This is a genomic window from Arthrobacter sp. TmtSoilC77 (genome assembly GCF_059739415.1).
On record NZ_AP046050.1, the window covers coordinates 3,401,317 to 3,420,110 of the forward strand.

Consider the following 18,794-nt stretch of genomic DNA (forward strand, 5'->3'; position numbering starts at 1 on the left):
TTATTCTACGGTCACGCTCTTGGCGAGGTTACGCGGCTGATCGACGTCGTAACCCTTTGCGCCGGCCAGTTCAGCAGCGAAGATCTGCAGTGGCACGGTGGTGAGCAGCGGCATGAGCAGCGTGGGCGTCTCCGGGACGTAGAAGACGTGCTCTGCGTAATCCTTGACCGACTCGTCGCCTTCCTCAGCAATGACCAGGGTGCGTGCACCGCGTGCGCGGACTTCCTGGATGTTGCTGACAACCTTGGAGTGCAGGGAGTCACGACCACGCGGGGACGGGACAACCACGAAAACCGGCTGGCCGTCGTCGATCAGGGCGATCGGTCCGTGCTTGAGTTCCCCGGCAGCGAAGCCCTCAGCGTGGATGTAGGCGATTTCCTTGAGCTTCAAGGCGCCTTCCAGCGCAACCGGGAAGCCAACGTGGCGGCCCAGGAACAAGACGGACTTTTCGTCCTTCATGCTGCGGGCCAGTTCGCGCAAGGGACCTGCGTTGTCCAGGATCTTCTGAATCTTGGCCGGGATCTTGTTCAGGTCCGCGAGGACGTCCTTGATCTGGCCGGAGAAGATGTTGCCACGCAGCTGGGCCAGGTAAAGGCCAAGCAAGTAAGCGGCAGTGATCTGGGCGAGGAACGCCTTGGTGGATGCCACAGCGATCTCCGGACCAGCGTGGGTGTAGAGCACGGCGTCGGATTCGCGCGGGATGGTGGAACCGTTGGTGTTGCAGATGGAGATCGTCTTGGCGCCCTGTTCGCGGGCGTAGCGGACGGCCATGAGCGTGTCCATGGTCTCGCCGGACTGGCTGATGGAAACCACCAGGGTGTTGGCGTCGACGATCGGGTCGCGGTAGCGGAACTCGTGTGCGAGCTCCACTTCCGTGGGGATGCGGCACCAGTTTTCAATGGCGTACTTGGCCACCAGGCCAGCGTAGGCCGCGGTTCCGCATGCCAGAACGATGATCTTGTCAACCTGCTTGAGGAGCTCAGGATCGATGCGGACTTCGTCCAGCGTCAGCTTTCCGTTGAGGTCCGAGCGTCCCAGGAGAGTCTGGGCCACGGCATCGGGCTGGTCGTGGATTTCCTTCTCCATGAAGGAGCTGAAGCCACCCTTTTCGGCAGAAGCCGGGTCCCAGTCAACGTGGTATTCCTTGCCTTCGGCGGGAGCGCCGAAGAAGTCGGTGATCTCCACGGAGTCCGCGGTGATGGTGACGATCTGGTCCTGGCCGAGTTCCACGGCGCGGCGCGTGTAGTCGATGAAGCCGGAGACGTCCGAGCCGAGGAAGTTTTCGCCGTCGCCAAGGCCGACCACGAGCGGGGAGTTGCGGCGGGCGGCCACGACGACGTCGGGCTGGTCCGCGTGGACGGCGAGGAGGGTGAAGGCACCCTCGAGACGCTGGCAGGCCAGGCGCATCGCCTTGGTGAGGTCGCCGCCGTTGCCATTGAGTTCGTTGCGGAAGATGTTGCCAACCAGTGCGGCAGCCACTTCGGTGTCGGTTTCGGACTCGAACGTGACGCCCTTGCCCAGCAACTCCTGCTTGAGCTCTGCGAAGTTTTCGATGATGCCGTTGTGAATCAGCGCCAGACGCCCGCCGTCGGAAAGGTGGGGGTGTGCGTTGCGGTCGGTGGGGCCGCCATGCGTGGCCCAACGGGTGTGGCCAATGCCGGTCAGGGATTCAGGAACCGGGTTTGCTTCCAGTTCACTGATCAGGTTGCTCAACTTGCCGGACTTTTTACGGGACGAGATGGTTCCATCAGCCACCACTGCGACGCCGGCGGAGTCATAGCCGCGGTACTCAAGACGACGCAGCCCCTCCACGACGACGTCAAGGGCGCTGTGACCAGCTGCCTTACGAGACGAATTGCCAACATAGCCTACGATTCCACACATGGGTATAAGCCTAACGGCTAGGTCAAACAACTGATGTGGGACGTCCCCCCTTCCACTCTTGTCTCTGACGCGTTAATCACTCAGAATTCACCCTCACGTCGTCCCGCATTTCCTGATCCGCCGGGCTAAGGGCAGAATCAGAACGTGACTTTGCAACGCACCGAAGCAAACGGCGACGGCGCTTCCCCCTTTGTTGAGCTGGACCGCCAAACGTGGTCCCGGCTGGCAGCACAGATGGAGCAGCCCCTCAACGAAGAGGACATTTTCCGCCTGCGGGGCCTCGGCGATCCCTTGGATATGAAGGAAGTGCGGGAGGTGTACCTCCCCCTTTCGCGGCTTCTGCACCTCTACGTCGAAGCTTCACATCAGCTTCACGCGGCGACAACAACGTTCTTGGGCGAGCAAACACAGCGCACCCCGTTTGTGATCGGCGTGGCCGGTTCCGTTGCTGTTGGAAAGTCCACCATCGCCCGCGTGCTTCGTGAAATGCTGCGGCGCTGGCCGGGAACACCGAACGTGGAACTCATTACCACGGACGGCTTCCTCTACCCGTTGGCCGAATTGAAGCGCCGCCATTTGCTGGAACGCAAAGGTTTCCCGGAGTCCTACGACCGCCGGGCGCTGTTGCGTTTTGTGTCGGAAATCAAAGGTGGAGCCGAGGAAGTCCGGGCACCGTGGTACTCCCACGTCACCTACGACATCGTCCCGGGCAAGGAAGTCGTAGTGCGCCGGCCTGATGTGCTGATCGTGGAAGGCCTCAATGTTCTGGCCCCTGCCAGGCCCCGCATGGATGGCAAGCAGGGACTTGCGCTGAGCGACTTCTTTGACTTCTCCATCTACGTTGACGCCAAGACCTCCTACATCGAGGAGTGGTACGTCGACAGGTTCCGAAAGCTCCGCAGTACAGCCTTCGCGCAGCCGGAGTCCTACTTCCACCGCTACGCCACGCTGTCCGACGAAGATGCCGAGTCAACAGCCCGCGGCATCTGGAAGCGCATCAACGAGCCGAACCTCGAAGAGAACGTGCTCCCCACCCGTGGCCGCGCCCAGTTGGTACTTACCAAGGACGCAGACCACTCCATCCGTCGCATGCTTTTGCGGAAGGTCTAGCGTGCACACCCAACCCCAGCCGATGCCCAGCCGGAGGGCATTCGCGGGTTTGCTCACCGCTGGCGCAGGCTTGGCCGCCCTGACGGCCTGCACTCCGGATGGCCCCTCCCCGTCCCCTGCCGGGGCTTCGACACCGTCCGCCGCTGCCTCGAGCGCCACGCCAACCCAAGTCACTGCCGTTACGCCCGCTGCCGCTGCCGAGCCTTCCAGCGCACCGCCGTCGCAAGCCGCCGCCAAGCAGTTCTCGCTGACCGATCCAGCGAGCCCTTGGGTGGTGGTCAACAAGCACAGGCCGTTGAACCCTCAAAACTATGTGCCGGCAGATTTGGTCCAGCCGAACATCCGGCTCGCCGTCACTGGCGAAGCCACACTGATGAACAGCACGACGGCGGCTGCCGCAGAGAAGATGTTCGCCGCAGCGGCGGCCGAAGGCGTCATCATGGCATTGGCGTCCGGTTACCGTTCCTATTCCACCCAGGTCACCACCTACAACGGCTACGTGGCCAACAGTGGCCAGGTTGCAGCCGACCGGGCCTCTGCACGGCCCGGTCATTCCGAACACCAAACGGGCTGGTCCTTCGACATAGCCGACGGCGGGGGTGCCTGCAGTTTCCAGCCCTGCTTCGCCGAGCAGCCCGCGGCTATGTGGGCCAAAGCCAACGCGCACAAATTCGGTTTCATCGTCCGGTATCCATGGATGTTCCACGAAACAACCGGATACTTCTACGAGTCCTGGCACCTGCGCTACATCGGCGTCGAAGCAGCGACAGAGATGAACACCCGAGGCGTTGCAACACTTGAGGAGTACTTCGGGTTGGAAGCAGCGCCGGACTACCTGTAGGGCCCGTCCTTTTAAACCAGTACGGCCCGCTCCCTGATAAACCGAGTAAACGGTCATCAGGAAAGCGGGCCGAAGCTGCTTGGGTTCTTAGACAGCCAGTTCGCTGGGAGCGCTCAGGCGTTCTTTGACCACGGCAGCCAGGCTGTTGCAAATCCGCTCTGCCGTTTCCATGTCCGCAGCTTCCACCATGACGCGGACCAGGGCTTCGGTGCCGGAAGGGCGCAGCAGCACACGGCCGGTTTCGCCCAGTTCCAGTTCAGCAGCGGCTACCGCGGCGGCAACGCCTTCGTCTGTGGCGGCACGGGCCTTGTCCACGCCCTTGACGTTGATCATGAGCTGAGGGAGCTTGGTCATCGCCGTAGCGAGCTCCTTCAAGCTACGGCCCGTGAGGGCCACCTGCGCAGCAAGCTGCAGCCCGGTGAGCACGCCATCGCCGGTGGTTGCGTAGTCGGAGAAGATCACGTGGCCGGACTGTTCGCCGCCCAGGTTGTAGCCGCCGTCGCGCATTTCCTCCAGCACGTAACGGTCGCCAACAGCGGTTTCGCGGATGGTGATGCCGGCATTGCGGAGGGCAATCTTGAGTCCGAGGTTGCTCATGACCGTGGCAACCAGGATGCTGTCCTTGAGCTTGCCGGCTTCATTGAGTGCCAGCGCCAGGATCGCCATGATCTGGTCGCCATCTACTTCGTTGCCTTCGTGGTCTACAGCGAGGCAGCGGTCGGCGTCGCCGTCGTGGGCAATGCCAAGGTTCGCACCATGCTTGACCACGGCTTCCTTCAACGGACCCAGGTGGGTGGAGCCTACGCCGTCGTTGATGTTCAGGCCGTCCGGCTCGGCGCCAATGACGACGACATCCGCACCGGCGTCCTTGAACACCTGCGGCGAACAACCACTCGCCGCGCCGTGGGCGCAGTCCAGGACAACCTTCAGGCCCTCGAGGCGCTTGGGGAGGGTGCCGAGCAAGTGGACAATGTAGCGGTCCTCAGCGTCGGAGAAGCGCTGGATGCGTCCGACGTCGCCGCCCACGGGTCGCTGGGGCTCTTTGCCCAGCTGTGCTTCGATGGCGTCCTCGACGTCGTCGGGCAGCTTCTGGCCGCCGCGGGCGAAGAACTTGATCCCGTTGTCAGGGGCCGGGTTATGGGAGGCCGAGAGCATCACGCCGAAATCGGCGTCGAGGTCTGCCACCAGATAGGCCGCGGCCGGTGTGGGCAGCACCCCGGCGTCATAGACGTCGATGCCGGAGCTGGAGAGCCCCGCTTCGACGGCGGCGGCAAGGAACTCGCCACTCGCTCTGGGGTCCCGGGCGACTACGGCGCGTGGCCGCTTGCCATCGGTTGTGCGGTCATGGCCGAGTACGACGGCGGCGGCCTGGGCCAGCTGCATAGCCAGCTCGGCGGTGAGCAATCCGTTCGCGAGACCGCGCACGCCATCTGTTCCAAATAATCTAGACATCGGCTCAAGTTTAGACGACGACGGGACACCACCCGTCCAGCAGCGTGTCGGAAGGTCATGTGCGCAGGTCACATCCGCCTCTCAGCTTGCATCTTCGAACTGCTTGAAGCGCAACTTCTTAAACGGCGAAAGCCCGCCCCGCCGAAACGGCGGAACGGGCCTTCGAGTAAGCGCAGATTAACGCTTGGAGTACTGCTGAGCCTTACGTGCCTTCTTGAGACCAGCCTTCTTACGCTCGATGACGCGGGCGTCACGGCGCAGGTAACCGGCCTTCTTGAGGGTGGCGCGGTTGTTGTCGACGTCGATCTCGTTCAGCGAGCGGGCAACACCGAGGCGCAGTGCACCGGCCTGGCCGGAGATGCCACCGCCGTGGATGCGGGCGATGACGTCGTAGGCGCCTTCAAGATCAAGGATCTTGAAGGGCTCGTTGACGTCCTGCTGGTGCAGCTTGTTCGGGAAGTAGTTCTCCAGCGTGCGGCCGTTGATGATCCACTTACCGGAACCCGGGATGACGCGAACGCGTGCAACGGCTTCCTTGCGGCGGCCAACAGCGGCACCGGCAACGGTCAGTGCCGGGCGCTCCTTCTTGGGCGCATCTTCAACAGATGTGCTTTCAGAGGTGTAGCTGGTGAGGGTTTCCTCAGCCTCGACGGCTTCGGCGGTCAGTTCTTCGTTCTGAGCCACGGTTCTCCTTGTAATGAAAAGTTGTTTGGTGGCCAGGACTACTGGGCGACCTGGGTGATTTCGAAAGTCTTCGGCTGCTGTGCAGCGTGCGGGTGCTCGGGGCCTGCGTAGACCTTGAGCTTGCCCAGCTGCTGAGCGGCGAGGGAGTTCTTGGGGAGCATGCCCTTGATGGCCTTCTCAACAGCGCGAACCGGGTTGGATTCCAGCAGCTCGGCGTAGTTGACGGAGGTCAGGCCGCCCGGGTAGCCGGAGTGGCGGTATGCGCGCTTCTGCTCCAGCTTGGCGCCGGTGAGGGCAACCTTTTCAGCGTTGATGATGATGACGAAGTCGCCCATGTCCATGTGGGACGCAAAGGTCGGCTTGTGCTTTCCGCGCAGCAGTGTTGCGGTCTGGCTGGCAAGACGACCAAGGACAACGTCGGTGGCGTCAATGACGTGCCACTGGCGGTTGATATCGCCGGGCTTCGGGGTGTACGTACGCACGGTTTTGCCTCGTTCTTGTTCTGGCGTTCATGTTTTAGGCGACACGCAGTGAGGCGTGTACCTACTATGTATGCGTTACCGGAGCAGAGGTGAGGGCTCTATAGACCAGTCATCCCAGAATCTCGATATGCCTCTTGAGTTAGCGACCCTGCAACTGGATCCCCGAGAAGGCATGTGTCATCGAGATAGGACACGCACAACGACTATAAACAATACCTTCAACGGGCCGTCCGGGTCAAAATGGGGTATCCGCCCCTCGGGGTCGCATGCGCTTTGAGGGAGAGTACATGACCAACGGTCCCGTTTTCCTGATCCTGCTTGCCATCGCCGGCTTGATGTTGAGCCCGGCCGTCGAGTTTGTGATCGCCCGCGGCCTTCCGCGCCTGGGCGGACTCCCCTCCCCTGCCGTCCGGATTACGACGGCGGCAATCACCGCGCTGCTCTTTGCCCTGCTGGGGTGGCGCTTTGGTTTTACTCCGGAATTGCCGGCGTTCCTTTTATTGGCACTTGTTGGGGTGCAGCTTTCGAGAATTGATTTCACCCTTCATTTGCTGCCAAACCCCCTCGTTTTGTTCCTGCTGGGGGGCGGTTTTGTTCTCCTTGCCACGTCCGCGGCACTGGATCCCGCTTGGCCCGAGCTGCTCCGAGCACTCGCCGGAGGCCTCATACTCTTCGTTTGCTACCTGATTCTGGGACTTATTTCGCCGAGAAGCCTCGGAATGGGCGATGTGAAGCTCGCAGCACCCGTCGGACTGTACTTGGGGTACTTGGGTTGGAAGCAAGTACTCTACGGCGGACTACTGGGATTCGTGGTGGGCGGGGTGCTCACGGTGCTGATGTTGCGCCTGAATCGCAAGGAAAAGACAGTGGAAACGGCACATGGACCCGCCATGGTTATCGCGGCACTGGGTGTGACTCTCCTACTTCAGTAGTCCTGGTTCTCCTGCGTTTCCGGGGGGCTAAACATGGCCTCAAAAATGTAAGGCTGCTGTCTATTCCAAGTAGTCCCTCTCCCTTTTGGACTTCCAAACTGAGTACTCCCCTGCCCTTCTACGGGTGACCGCGTCATATGCGCTGCAGGAATTCGAGTACGACTACGCATTGTTCAGCAGCGCGTCCAGGGTGAATTCTTATCTCATCGAATTCCGAACCGCTAAAGGCAACATGGGGGTAGTTCGGGAATCGCAAGCAAATTCCGATAATTTGCTGGACCTATATCCATTATTTACCAAACCCAAAAAATTCATCTGGGAAGGATTTTCCAATGTCTGCTCTTATGTTCACCATCACTTCGTACATCGCCGGCGCCAAGGCTCGCCTCACCTCCGAGGAGAAGGGCGCGACGATGGTTGAATACGGCATCATGGTCGCCCTGATCGCAGTAGTCGTCATGGGCTCGGTATTGCTCCTCGGCCCGGCCATCGCTGCCCTCTTCGACCAGGTAACTGCCGCGCTCTAGTTCGCACATCGGCGGTTGGCCGCGCTGGCAACTTCGTTTTGTCACTGCGGCCAACCGCTTTCTTTAAGAGGCACGTATGCTGCCGGGATTCTGGGTCTGGGAGACGATCGTGAAATCACGCAAGAAAGAGCGCGGCGCAGTAGCCGTGGAAATGGCGATTCTTTTGCCGCTCCTACTGCTGATCCTGTTGGGGATTGTTGAGTTCGGGCGGGCGCTGAACGTTCAAGTGTCTTTGACACAAGCCGCCCGTGAAGGGGCCCGCTACGCGGCGGTGCACTACAAGGACGGTTCGCTCGATGTCACTGGAACCGCGCTCGGATCCGCCCCGTCGCTTGCCGGCTTGGGTGTGTCCGTCAGCAATAACGCGGCCAGCTGCGCACCAGGCTCCAACGTCACGGTGACCACCAGCGTAACGCTGACGTCCATGTCAGGGTTTCTCGACGCAGGCTTTTTTGGTGCACCCGGTATCTTCCCGCTCAACATGACTGGAGTAGGAGTAATGCGATGCGGAGGCTAAAGGCCGCAGTGGCGCGCGGTATGCGCAACGGCGGAAACGAGTCCAAGGAGCGCGGCGCCGCTACTGTGATGGTCGCCACCATGATGGTGGCCTTGTTGGGCTTCGCCGCGCTAGCGGTGGATGTGGGCGCCCTATACGCCGAGAAAGCCCAGTTGCAGAACGGGGCCGACGCCGCGGCACTTGCGATCGCAACGGATTGCGCGGGCGGGAGCTGCGGTAATAGTACGGCAACTGGAAACCAATTCGCCAACAATAATGCAAATGACAATGCCAGTGGTGCAACCGTCACGTTTCCAGCGGCCACTAAGGTCCGGGTGGTGACCAACGCGAGGGATACGTCTGGTCAGAACAGCTTCTCACTGTTCTTTGCTCGGGTCCTGGGGTTCGACACAACACAGGTGGACGCAATTGCCGAGGCTTCCTGGGGAGCACCGTCAACTGCCACTACCTTGCCGTGGACAGTCAGTGAGTGCGTGTTCAAGAAGTACCTGTCTCCAACGCAGCTGGCTTCGCTGAACTCCAGCGGAAGCTTCACCGGCGACCCCATCCCCACCCACATTCTCTTGCGGTACGACGAGAAAGCCCCGGCCTATCCGGGATGTGCGGCCCAAAACGGGTATGAGCCCGGAGGTTTTGGATGGCTCCTCACCAATTCAGGCTGCTCCACCGACATATCAGTGACTGCGACAGTCCAAGGGCAGCCGGGCAACCACTTCCCGAACGATTCCGCCTGCAATTCCGTCCTCGCCCACATCATGGACGAACCAGCCCTGATCCCTCTCTTCAGGACGGCAACCGGCAACGGGGACAATGCGACGTACACCCTTATCGGCTTCGCGGCATTCAAAGTCACCGGCTACAGGTTCAGCGGCACTGGAGGAATCCTGGATCCCGCCGCGCCGAACTGCAACGGGAATTGCAGGGGCCTCCAAGGCTACTTCGAGCGATTCGTCTCGCTGGAAGACGGCATGACGGTCACCGGCGGTACCCCCAATTACGGAGCGTCAGTCGTGACGCTAACCGAGTAGACGCTCGAAGAGCGCTACCTATCTCAGGAAACCCGAAGGGAGTTACAAAGTGAAAGCACGCCTACTGGGAGGCATTGCTGCACTGCTTTTGGCAGTCATCGGCACCGTCTTGCTGGTCACCTATGTTCAGGGGGCCGACAAGCGGGCGCAGCAAGGGCTAGATCCCGTAAACGTTCTTGTGGTCAAGGAACGGATTCCAGCCGGCACCAAGGCCGAGGACATCGGTTCCAAGGTGAAGACAGAAACACTGCCGCAGTCTGCGGTGGCACCCGGCACCATCGCCGCCCTCAACGATCAGAACGGCAAGGTCACATCAGTGGACCTGCAGCCAGGAGAACAACTGCTCGGCGTCAAGTTGGTAAGCCCCAAGGACTTGGCCCCTGGCACGGTCCCCGTACCGGATGGTTTGCAGGAACAGACGTTCATCCTGGCACCCGAGCGCATCCTCGGTGGCCGTCTCGAAGCCGGGGACACGGTCACGGTTTTCGCATCATTCAAGGTAGACGGCGACATCCCCGATGGAGTAGACCTGCCGGCGGAGGTAAAGGGCTGGAAGCAGTACACCAAACTCCTGTACCACGATGTCCTGGTGACTGCAGTCCAGCAGGCGGCGCCGGACGCCGAAAAGAAGTCCGCCAACACCGATAGTGCCGTCGCCCTGCCCAACGGTTCTGCGTATGTGACCGTTGCCCTCAGCGACGCGAACGCCGCCAAGATGGTCTTCGGAGCGGAATTCGGCACCATTTATCTGTCCAAGCAGACCGACAAGACCGTGAAGAGCGAACCGCCGGTAACCACACTGGGAGGCGAGTTGAAATGAGCAGATTTGTAGCAATCACTGCGGTTCGGGACTTCGAGGGCCGGGTTCGCCAGGCCATCACGGGTGCTTTGCATGGCGACCTGCAAACACTCTCCCCGGATGTGCTACAGGGCGGAACGGACGGCGTCTTCCAGCAACTGACGGGTGCACCGCCGGAAGTCATGATTCTGGGACCCGGCGTCAACCCTGACGATGCGCTCAAGTTGGCCACGGTTTTCGACCTGCAATATCCGGAAATCAGCCTCTTGCTGGTTTCCACCCCAGAACCGGACATCGTGCTTCGCGCCATGCATTCGGGCGTCAGGGATGTCGTTTCACCGGAAATCGAGGTCAATGAGCTTCGTGTCCTCCTGGAACGCGCATGCCTCGCCGCAGCCAGCCGCCGCCGGGGCATGCAGCCGGCCGCCGAGTCCGGCCAGGACCGGGGCCGCGTAATTGCCGTCATGTCGCCCAAAGGCGGAGTGGGAAAGACCACAGTCGCAACCAACCTTGCGGTCGGGCTCGGGGCCATGGCACCCATGGGAGTCGTGATTGTGGATCTTGATCTGCAATTCGGAGACGTGGCCTCCGGTCTGCTGCTGGAACCTGAACACTCGATCACTGAGGCAGTTCACGGACCAGCAGCGCAGGACTCCATGGTGCTCAAGGCTTTCCTGACGGTCCACCCCGCCGGAATCTATGCCCTGTGCGCACCACAAAAGCCCTCGGAGTCTGACTACATTACGGCGGATCACGTCTCCAGATTGCTCAACCAACTGGCCACTGAGTTCAAGTACGTGGTGGTGGACACCGCCCCTGGGCTGGGTGAGCACTGCCTTGCGACGCTGGAGCTGGCCACCGATGGTGTTTGGGTGTGCGGTATGGACGTTCCAAGCATCCGGGGCCTGCGCAAGTCCTTCAGCGTCCTCAAGGAACTCCAGCTCCTGCCACAAGGCCGCCACACGGTGCTGAACTTCGCCGACAGAAAGAGCGGCATTTCCGTACAGGACGTCGAGGCTACTATCGGGGTCCCCATTGACACCGTGATCCCCCGCTCCCGGAACCTGCCATTCTCCACCAACCGGGGGGTGCCGGTTCTTCAGGGGACCACGCGGGACTCAGCAACCAAGGGTCTGAAAAAGCTGGTCGAGCGGTTCGACCCGCGGCTCGCTACGGCCCCCCAGACCAAAGTGCACCGAAGGGTAGTGGTGTCATGAAGCTCTCGGAACGGCTAACAAAGAACAACCCGCTTGCAGCAGCGGAGATCCCCTCCGACGATAACAACAGTCACGCCAATGCCGGGTCCTCCACGTTACTCCCACCCCCGGCAGCACCTGGTTCCACCGGGCCACTCCTTGGTGGACCCCCCTCGGCACCCGCAGTAGACGCGTTGGCGGGGTTGAAGCAACGGGCCGCATCAGCTCTCTTCGAGCGCATGGGCAGCAGGATCGGAGACACGTCTTCGTCGGAAGAAGATCTGAGGTCGTTCGCGGTTGACGAGCTCTCAGCCGTTATCGACGACGAACAAGTACCCCTTTCCCCCGAGGAACGTCGCCGGCTCATCCGGGAAATTTCGGATGAAGTGATGGGCTACGGACCACTGCAGCGTCTCTTGGAGGATCCGTCCGTCACGGAAGTCATGGTCAACCGATATGACCAGATCTACGTGGAACGCCACGGACACCTTGCCTTGACCGACTTACAATTCAGCTCGGACGACCACCTTCGGAAAGTCATCGAGCGAATCGTCTCCAAGGTGGGCCGCCGAATAGACGAGTCATCTCCCTTGGTGGATGCCCGGTTGGAAGATGGTTCGCGCGTCAATGCGATCATTCCTCCCTTGGCCGTCAACGGTCCTTCGCTGACCATTAGGAAGTTCAGCCATGTGCCGCTTACGGTCCGCAACCTGATCGAATGGGGCTCGGTGAGCCACGAGATGGCGGAACTGCTAAGCGCATGTGTCCTCGCCCGACTGAACGTGATCGTCTCCGGCGGTACGGGTACCGGAAAGACGACCCTGCTCAACGTGCTCTCATCGTTCATCCCTGAATCGGACCGCATCGTGACCATCGAAGACGCTGTCGAACTCCAGTTGCAGCAACGCCACGTAGTGAGGTTGGAAAGCCGGCCGCCAAACATCGAAGGCAAGGGTGCAGTCACTATCCGCGATCTGGTCCGGAACTCCCTTCGTATGCGTCCCGACCGGATCATCGTCGGTGAAGTCCGGGGTGGAGAGTCACTGGACATGCTCCAGGCCATGAACACCGGCCACGACGGTTCGCTTTCCACGGTGCACGCGAACTCGCCACGTGATGCGATAGCAAGGCTGGAGACCCTTGTCCTGATGGCTGGCATGGACCTGCCGCTCCGCGCCATCCGCGAGCAGGTTTCATCGGCTGTGGACTTAATAGTCCAAGTGACACGCTTGCGCGACGGCACACGTCGTGTAACACATGTCACCGAAGTCCAAGGCATGGAAGGCGACGTCGTTACCCTCCAGGATGCTTTCCTTTTCGACTACTCGGCAGGTTTGGATGCTCAAGGGCGTTTCCTCGGGCGGGCCCTTCCAACCGGCATACGGCCAAGATTCCTGGACCGTTTTGCAGAACTGGGCATACACGTCTCGCCGGCTGTCTTCGGAGTGGCGCCTACCCCTGTTGGAAGGCGATAGCTAATGGACTCGCCTATCCTGTTCATCTCGGCTTTGGGTCTCTGCATTGCCGCCCTGCTAGTACTTGTCATCGTTGTGCTGAAACCCCGAAACGGAAGCATTCCCCTTGAGCGGAGACGTCTCGGCACCGTTCCCGACGACTCCGCTGTCGGCCGTGTGTCACAGTCCGCAGTGCAATTCGTCGATACTGCCATTGGTCGATCGGGTGGCCTGTTCAACCGGGAGGTTCTTTACAGGGCCGGCGTGAAGCAGGCTCCTGCGGACTTCACTGTCATCGTGGCAATCTCGACTGTTGTCATCGGCGTGCTGGGTTCGTTCCTGATCAACCTGATCATCGGCATCCTCCTGGCGATCGCCACCCCCTTTGTCGCCAAATTGATACTCGTCGTGAAGACTGAAAAGCGGCGGGCCAAGTTCGAGACGCAACTTGCGGACACCATCCAGATGCTCATAGGCGGTCTGCGCGTCGGCCACAGCATCATGCGGTCCTTTGAATCCGTAGCCCTCGAAGCGCAAGCCCCAACCGCGGAGGAACTTTCCCGGATAGTTAACGAAGTCCGAATTGGCAAGGATGCGCGGCAAGCTATTGAAGACTGCGCGGACCGTATGGACAGCGAAGACTTTCGGTGGATCGGGCAAGCGATTCAGATCAATCGCGAAGTGGGTGGCGACTTGGCAGAAGTCCTTGAGCAGGTAGCGGGAACGATTCGCGAACGGAGCGAGATCAAGGGCCATGTCCGGTCCCTCAGCGCTGAAGGAAAGATGTCCGCCTACATTTTGATGGCACTGCCGGTGGGCGTCGGCATCATCCTGACCATCATGAACCCGGGCTACATGAAAGTGTTCGCCCAGCACCCTGTGGGTATCGCCCTGCTGGTGGCTGCGGGTTTGCTGTTCGTCATCGGCGGCTTCTGGATGAGCCGAACTGTGAAGATCAAGTTCTAGGAGGACAGGTCATGACTCTCATAGCGTGGCTCATCATCGCCGCAATCGTTCTGCCCCTGGCCTACTTTGTCTGGACCCTGGCAACAATGGACCGTAAAGGGATCGTTGCCGTGCAAACCAACCTTGGCTCCGGTTTCGCGCAGGGTGCGGGCGTCAATATCCAACGTCCGCCGCTGCTGCTCGGTGTTGCACGCAAACTCACCCCAGGCAGCTACGAGGCGAAACTGGACCAATGGCTCGCCCTTGCGGGTCGGCCCCAATCCATGCCCCTCACCAAGCTCATCGCGATCAAGCCGATTTTGGCAGCGTCAGGTGCACTTGTTGGCGTTCTTTTGATCGCGGGCGGGCCAAGCCCAGTCAGCGTCGGCTTCGGCTTGTTCCTGACGGCTTTCCTGTATTTCATTCCGGATCTTCTGGTGTACAACACAGGGCTAAAGCGGCAGGAAGCCATCCAGCTCGAGTTCCCCAACACGCTGGATCAGATGCTCATCTCCGTGGAGGCGGGTCTGGGCTTCGAGGGGGCTGTCGAACGGGTTTCAACCTACGGTGCAGGCCCGCTGGCACACGAACTGATGCGGACTCTCCAAGACATCCAAGTCGGTCGTCCACGCCAGGAAGCCTACGAAGCTCTGGCAGAGCGTTGCGCAGTGCCAGATGTACGCAGCTTTGTGCTGGCGGTTATCCAAGCTGACAAGTACGGCATCGGCATCGCCAACGTCCTCCGTGCCCAGGCAAAGCAGGCACGCGTCAAGCGTCGGCAGAATGCGGAGGAGCGGGCCATGAAGTTGCCTGTGAAGGTCCTCTTCCCATTGTTGTTCTGCATTTTCCCGGTGCTGTTCATAGTCCTTCTGGGTCCTGCGGCCATCAAGATCATCCAAGCCTTCACCTGATCTTGTCCCTCGGGAAATAGACCGGCCGTTCGCGGATCCCAGACCGTGGACGGCCACAACGGCCCCCTTCCGGTACCCAGAGCCGGGAGGGGGTCCTCCAATGTCCGGACTTACTCGCGCCGCGCCCTCGTCAGCTCGGCCCGCGCCAGCAGCTCGCCGTCCGATGGGTACGCAACTTCCTCCAACACCAAGGGATGGGGTGCAGCCAACACGGACTTGGCATCACGCTTACGTTCCAGAAGACGTTCATGCAGCCAGCCCGGTCGCTCCAGGCCTTCGCCCACGCGCAGGGCCGAGCCCACCAAGGACCTGACCATGTTGTGGCAGAACGCATCGGCCTGGACTGTGGCGACAATGACCCCGTCGTTCCCCCGTTCGAACTCAAACTTCTGTAGCTCGCGGATGGTTGTGGCGCCCTCGCGGGGCTTGCAGTAGGAGCGGAAGTCCTGGAGCCCCAGCAACTGGGAAGCGCCCTCATTCAAAAGGGAAATGTTCAGCGGCGCCTTGTGCCACAGCGTAATTCCTCGAAGCACGGGATCCCAGCGCTCGGCGCCATCAGCAATGCGGTAACTGTAACGACGCCACAACGCGGAGAACCGGGCGTCGAAACCTTCAGGCGCCAGACCGGCGTCGTGCACTTCTATGGCACCGGTAAGATCGCCGAGGACGCGGCTGAGGGCGCCGCGAAGGCGCCGCAAAAGCGCGACGGCGGGGTCCAGCTCGTGTCCACGCGGAAGTCCCAGCCACTCGGCTTCAGTCAGATCAACATGGACGACCTGACCGCGGGCGTGGACACCGGCGTCGGTGCGGCCGGCAACCGTGACCCGCACGGGACGGCGCACGAGGAGCGCCAAAGCTTCCTCAAGTGACCCCTGAACTGTGAGCAGCCCGGGCTGAAGGGCCCAGCCGTTGAATGGTCCGCCGTCGTAGGAAAGATCCATCCGGACACGCAAAAACCCGCCGCCCTCCAAAGCGGGGGCAGCGGGTTTTCGTTCGTTCATAGACTTAAGTCTACTAAGAAGAATTCAGTGAATTACTTCTTTTCCTCAGCGGCCGGAGCCTCTTCGGTTTCAGCAGCTTCAGCGTCAGCAGCCTCAGCCTCAGCGGCCGGAGCCTCTTCGGTTTCAGCAGCTTCGGTCTCTACAGCCTCGGTCTCAACAACCTCTTCCTCAGCAGCCGGGGCAGCCTTGGCAGCAGCAGCGGTTGCTTCAGCAACTACGGCCTGCTTCGGGGAAACCGGCTCAAGGACGAGCTCGATGACAGCCATGGGAGCGTTGTCGCCCTTGCGGTTGCCGATCTTGGTGATACGGGTGTAGCCACCATCGCGGTTGGCAACGGCGCCGGCGATGTCGGTGAACAGCTCGTGGACGATGCCCTTGTCGCTGATCAGGCCGAGAACGCGGCGGCGGGACGAGAGGTCGCCACGCTTGGCGAAGGTGACCAAACGCTCAGCGTACGGCTTCAGGCGCTTGGCCTTGGTGACCGTGGTGGTGATGCGCTTGTGCTCAAACAGAGCAGCTGCCAGGTTCGCGAGCATCAGGCGCTCGTGAGCCGGGCCGCCTCCGAGGCGCGGACCCTTAGTGGGGGTAGGCATAATAATTTCTCCTGTTGTGTAAGCCGGTCAGGTCCATCGCTGGACCTGACGGCCAAGATCTGCTTTTTAGAGCTCGTCGTCGCTGAACGCGGCGTCGTCCTCTTCGATGGCTGCGGCGCGGGCTGCGAGGTCGAAACCGGGAGGGGAGTCCTTGAGGGACAGACCCAGTTCGACGAGCTTTGCCTTGACCTCGTCAATGGACTTCGCACCGAAGTTACGGATGTCCATCAGGTCAGCCTCGGAGCGGGCAACGAGTTCACCCACGGTGTGGATGCCCTCACGCTTGAGGCAGTTGTAGGAACGGACGGTAAGGTCCAGATCCTCGATCGGCAGAGCCATGTCCGCTGCCAGGGCAGCGTCCGTCGGCGACGGGCCAATCTCGATACCTTCAGCTGCGGTGTTCAGCTCACGAGCCAGACCGAACAGTTCCACCAGGGTGGTGCCTGCAGAAGCAACGGCGTCACGCGGAGCGATTGCCTGCTTGGTCTCGACGTCGACAATGAGCTTGTCGAAGTCAGTGCGCTGCTCAACACGGGTAGCTTCCACGCGGAAGGTTACCTTCATGACCGGCGAGTAGATCGAGTCAACCGGAATACGGCCGATCTCGGAGTCGCCGGACTTGTTCTGAGCTGCCGAAACGTAGCCACGGCCGCGCTCGATGGTCAGTTCGAGTTCGAACTTGCCCTTCGAGTTCAGGGTGGCAATGTGCAGATCCGGGTTGTGGAATTCGACGCCGGCCGGCGGAGCAATGTCCGCGGCGGTGACGACTCCGGGGCCCTGCTTGCGCAGGTAAGCAACAACCGGCTCGTCGTGCTCGGAGGAAACCGAAAGGTTCTTGATGTTCAGGATGATCTCGGTGACATCTTCCTTGACACCCGGAACCGTGGTGAACTCGTGCAGCACGCCATCGATCCGGATGCTGGTTACAGCGGCACCGGGGATGGAGGAGAGCAGGGTACGGCGGAGGGAGTTTCCGAGGGTGTAGCCGAAGCCCGGCTCCAGCGGTTCAATGATGAAACGGGAGCGGTTCTCGGATACAACTTCTTCAGACAGGGTGGGGCGCTGTGCAATGAGCACTTAGGTTTCCTTTCGGCGAGCATCCGCTATATGACGCAACACAGGTGGTGGAAATCGGCTTCGGTTTCCAGCCTGACCAGCCGGGCCATGCTTGTAGATGGTCTAAACCATGTACAGCAGGCCCGGCCGGTCAGACAGGGAATACCTAATTAGACGCGGCGGCGCTTCGGCGGGCGGCAACCGTTGTGGGCGCTGGGGGTGACGTCCTGGATGGAGCCAACCTCAAGGCCAGCAGCCTGAAGCGAACGGATTGCGGTTTCGCGTCCGGATCCCGGACCCTTGACGAATACGTCAACCTTGCGCAGACCGTGCTCCTGAGCGCGCTTTGCAGCAGCTTCAGCAGCCATCTGGGCAGCGAACGGGGTGGACTTACGGGAGCCCTTGAAGCCAACCTCACCGGCGGAAGCCCAGGAGATTACAGCACCGTTCGGGTCCGTGATGGACACGATGGTGTTGTTAAAGGTGCTCTTGATGTGCGCCTGGCCAAGCGCAATATTCTTCTTATCCTTGCGACGCGGCTTACGAACCGCTCCACGAGTCTTCGGGGGCATTGTTTCTCCTACAGAAAGTTATCGGGGGAAAACCAGGTCAATCCCGAGGGATTAACGTCCGGCCTTCTTCTTGCCGGCGACGGTGCGCTTCGGGCCCTTGCGGGTACGAGCGTTGGTCTTCGTACGCTGTCCGCGTACGGGCAGGCCCTTGCGGTGGCGCAGGCCTTCGTAGCTGCCGATCTCAACCTTGCGGCGGATGTCAGCGGCTACCTCGCGGCGAAGGTCACCCTCAACCTTGTAGTTGCCTTCAATGTAGTCACGCAGCTGGACCAGCTCGGCGTCAGTCAGGTCCTTGACGCGAACGTCAGCGCTGATGCCGGTGGCAGCCAGGGTTTCGTGTGCACGGGTCTTGCCCACGCCGTAGATGTAAGTAAGCGCAATTTCCAACCGCTTTTCGCGGGGAATGTCTACGCCAGCGAGACGAGCCATAGTGGCGGTACTCCTTGAATAAACCGGAGGTCGTAGGCAGTACACCCACACGATCCGTGTGGCCCCAGCCTCCGACCGGGGGTACGTTGACCAGGCTCTGTAATGCAGTCCTGGCACAACTTGTGCTGCCTTTATTTACTTGCGTGGGCTAGCAACCCAGGTTTGCCCTTGCGGGCGCTGATTCCCTGAAGGGGAATTAGCCCTGGCGCTGCTTGTGGCGCGGGTTCTCGCAGATCACCATGACCCGGCCGTTACGGCGGATCACTTTGCACTTGTCGCAGATCTGCTTGACGCTCGGCTTGACCTTCATGGCGTTCCTTTGCGTGTTTTGCAGTTGATCTGCTGGAGCGGCTTGGCACTATTGCCTGGGCCGCCCAGCAA

21 protein-coding genes are annotated in these 18,794 nt (G+C 60.9%); 11 read left to right on the forward strand and 10 right to left on the reverse strand.

Going from position 1 to position 18,794, the window contains the following annotated elements:
• Entirely contained in the window at positions 1-1,884 is a 1,884-nt protein-coding gene (gene glmS, locus AC6I99_RS15635) for a glutamine--fructose-6-phosphate transaminase (isomerizing) (protein WP_224164977.1), read from the reverse strand.
• Positions 1,885-2,028: 144 nt separating this feature from the next.
• Here glmS and coaA point away from each other — a divergent pair, with 144 nt between their 5' ends.
• Positions 2,029-2,994, forward strand: a complete 966-nt coding sequence (gene coaA / locus AC6I99_RS15640; protein WP_216925113.1) for a type I pantothenate kinase — start codon at positions 2,029-2,031, stop codon at positions 2,992-2,994.
• 1 nt (position 2,995) lies between these two features.
• On the forward strand, positions 2,996-3,835 hold the full coding sequence (locus AC6I99_RS15645) for a M15 family metallopeptidase (RefSeq protein ID WP_497961244.1): 840 nt from the start codon (positions 2,996-2,998) through the stop codon (positions 3,833-3,835).
• 87 nt (positions 3,836-3,922) lie between these two features.
• On the opposite strand, the gene glmM is transcribed toward AC6I99_RS15645, so the two are convergent.
• The 3 genes from glmM to rplM all read right to left on the reverse strand — a co-directional run bounded on the left by glmM (position 3,923) and on the right by rplM (position 6,453).
• The gene (glmM, locus tag AC6I99_RS15650; protein WP_497944702.1) at positions 3,923-5,287 is read right to left on the reverse strand and encodes a phosphoglucosamine mutase; all 1,365 of its coding nucleotides are present in this window, start codon (positions 5,285-5,287) and stop codon (positions 3,923-3,925) included.
• Positions 5,288-5,464: 177 nt separating this feature from the next.
• On the reverse strand, positions 5,465-5,971 hold the full coding sequence (gene rpsI, locus AC6I99_RS15655) for a 30S ribosomal protein S9 (protein WP_216925110.1): 507 nt from the start codon (positions 5,969-5,971) through the stop codon (positions 5,465-5,467).
• Between the two features lie 38 nt (positions 5,972-6,009).
• Positions 6,010-6,453, reverse strand: coding sequence for a 50S ribosomal protein L13 (gene rplM / locus AC6I99_RS15660; RefSeq protein WP_011775554.1), 444 nt, complete (start codon positions 6,451-6,453; stop codon positions 6,010-6,012).
• 287 nt (positions 6,454-6,740) lie between these two features.
• On the opposite strand from rplM, the gene AC6I99_RS15665 reads away from it, so the two are divergent.
• From AC6I99_RS15665 to AC6I99_RS15705, 9 genes are all read left to right on the forward strand, one after another.
• Positions 6,741-7,385 (forward strand): prepilin peptidase, encoded by a 645-nt coding sequence (locus AC6I99_RS15665; protein ID WP_497961245.1) that lies wholly within the window; start codon positions 6,741-6,743, stop codon positions 7,383-7,385.
• A 332-nt stretch (positions 7,386-7,717) separates the two neighbouring features.
• The gene (locus AC6I99_RS15670) at positions 7,718-7,912 is read left to right on the forward strand and encodes a Flp family type IVb pilin (RefSeq protein WP_497961246.1); all 195 of its coding nucleotides are present in this window, start codon (positions 7,718-7,720) and stop codon (positions 7,910-7,912) included.
• Between the two features lie 109 nt (positions 7,913-8,021).
• Positions 8,022-8,429, forward strand: coding sequence for a TadE/TadG family type IV pilus assembly protein (locus tag AC6I99_RS15675; protein WP_497961247.1), 408 nt, complete (start codon positions 8,022-8,024; stop codon positions 8,427-8,429).
• Complete coding sequence (locus AC6I99_RS15680; protein ID WP_497961248.1) at positions 8,417-9,457, forward strand: pilus assembly protein TadG-related protein; 1,041 nt, start codon at positions 8,417-8,419, stop codon at positions 9,455-9,457. Before AC6I99_RS15675 ends, AC6I99_RS15680 begins: the two co-directional genes overlap by 13 nt.
• A 49-nt stretch (positions 9,458-9,506) precedes the next feature.
• A complete protein-coding gene (gene cpaB / locus AC6I99_RS15685) occupies positions 9,507-10,277 on the forward strand; it encodes a Flp pilus assembly protein CpaB (protein ID WP_497961249.1) in 771 nt (256 codons plus the stop codon).
• Positions 10,274-11,473 (forward strand): CpaE/TadZ family protein, encoded by a 1,200-nt coding sequence (locus AC6I99_RS15690; protein ID WP_497961250.1) that lies wholly within the window; start codon positions 10,274-10,276, stop codon positions 11,471-11,473. The genes cpaB and AC6I99_RS15690 overlap by 4 nt, the downstream gene beginning before the upstream one ends.
• Positions 11,470-12,927, forward strand: a complete 1,458-nt coding sequence (locus tag AC6I99_RS15695) for a TadA family conjugal transfer-associated ATPase (RefSeq protein WP_497961251.1) — start codon at positions 11,470-11,472, stop codon at positions 12,925-12,927. The genes AC6I99_RS15690 and AC6I99_RS15695 overlap by 4 nt, the downstream gene beginning before the upstream one ends.
• 3 nt (positions 12,928-12,930) lie before the next feature.
• Entirely contained in the window at positions 12,931-13,872 is a 942-nt protein-coding gene (locus AC6I99_RS15700) for a type II secretion system F family protein (protein WP_497961252.1), read from the forward strand.
• Between the two features lie 11 nt (positions 13,873-13,883).
• The gene (locus AC6I99_RS15705) at positions 13,884-14,762 is read left to right on the forward strand and encodes a type II secretion system F family protein (protein ID WP_497961253.1); all 879 of its coding nucleotides are present in this window, start codon (positions 13,884-13,886) and stop codon (positions 14,760-14,762) included.
• A 110-nt stretch (positions 14,763-14,872) separates the two neighbouring features.
• Here AC6I99_RS15705 and truA read toward each other — a convergent pair whose 3' ends face one another.
• From truA to rpmJ, 6 genes are all read right to left on the reverse strand, one after another.
• Positions 14,873-15,763 (reverse strand): tRNA pseudouridine(38-40) synthase TruA, encoded by an 891-nt coding sequence (gene truA / locus AC6I99_RS15710; RefSeq protein WP_497961254.1) that lies wholly within the window; start codon positions 15,761-15,763, stop codon positions 14,873-14,875.
• A gap of 32 nt (positions 15,764-15,795) precedes the next feature.
• Positions 15,796-16,356, reverse strand: a complete 561-nt coding sequence (gene rplQ, locus AC6I99_RS15715) for a 50S ribosomal protein L17 (protein WP_224164988.1) — start codon at positions 16,354-16,356, stop codon at positions 15,796-15,798.
• Positions 16,357-16,422: 66 nt separating this feature from the next.
• A complete protein-coding gene (locus tag AC6I99_RS15720; RefSeq protein ID WP_011775567.1) occupies positions 16,423-17,433 on the reverse strand; it encodes a DNA-directed RNA polymerase subunit alpha in 1,011 nt (336 codons plus the stop codon).
• 149 nt (positions 17,434-17,582) lie between these two features.
• Positions 17,583-17,984, reverse strand: a complete 402-nt coding sequence (rpsK, locus tag AC6I99_RS15725) for a 30S ribosomal protein S11 (protein ID WP_014922380.1) — start codon at positions 17,982-17,984, stop codon at positions 17,583-17,585.
• A 51-nt stretch (positions 17,985-18,035) separates the two neighbouring features.
• Positions 18,036-18,413, reverse strand: a complete 378-nt coding sequence (rpsM, locus tag AC6I99_RS15730; RefSeq protein ID WP_011775569.1) for a 30S ribosomal protein S13 — start codon at positions 18,411-18,413, stop codon at positions 18,036-18,038.
• Positions 18,414-18,609: 196 nt separating this feature from the next.
• Positions 18,610-18,723: a 50S ribosomal protein L36 gene (rpmJ, locus tag AC6I99_RS15735; protein WP_011775570.1), complete on the reverse strand. Its 114-nt coding sequence runs from the start codon at positions 18,721-18,723 to the stop codon at positions 18,610-18,612.
• Positions 18,724-18,794 lie beyond the last annotated feature (71 nt).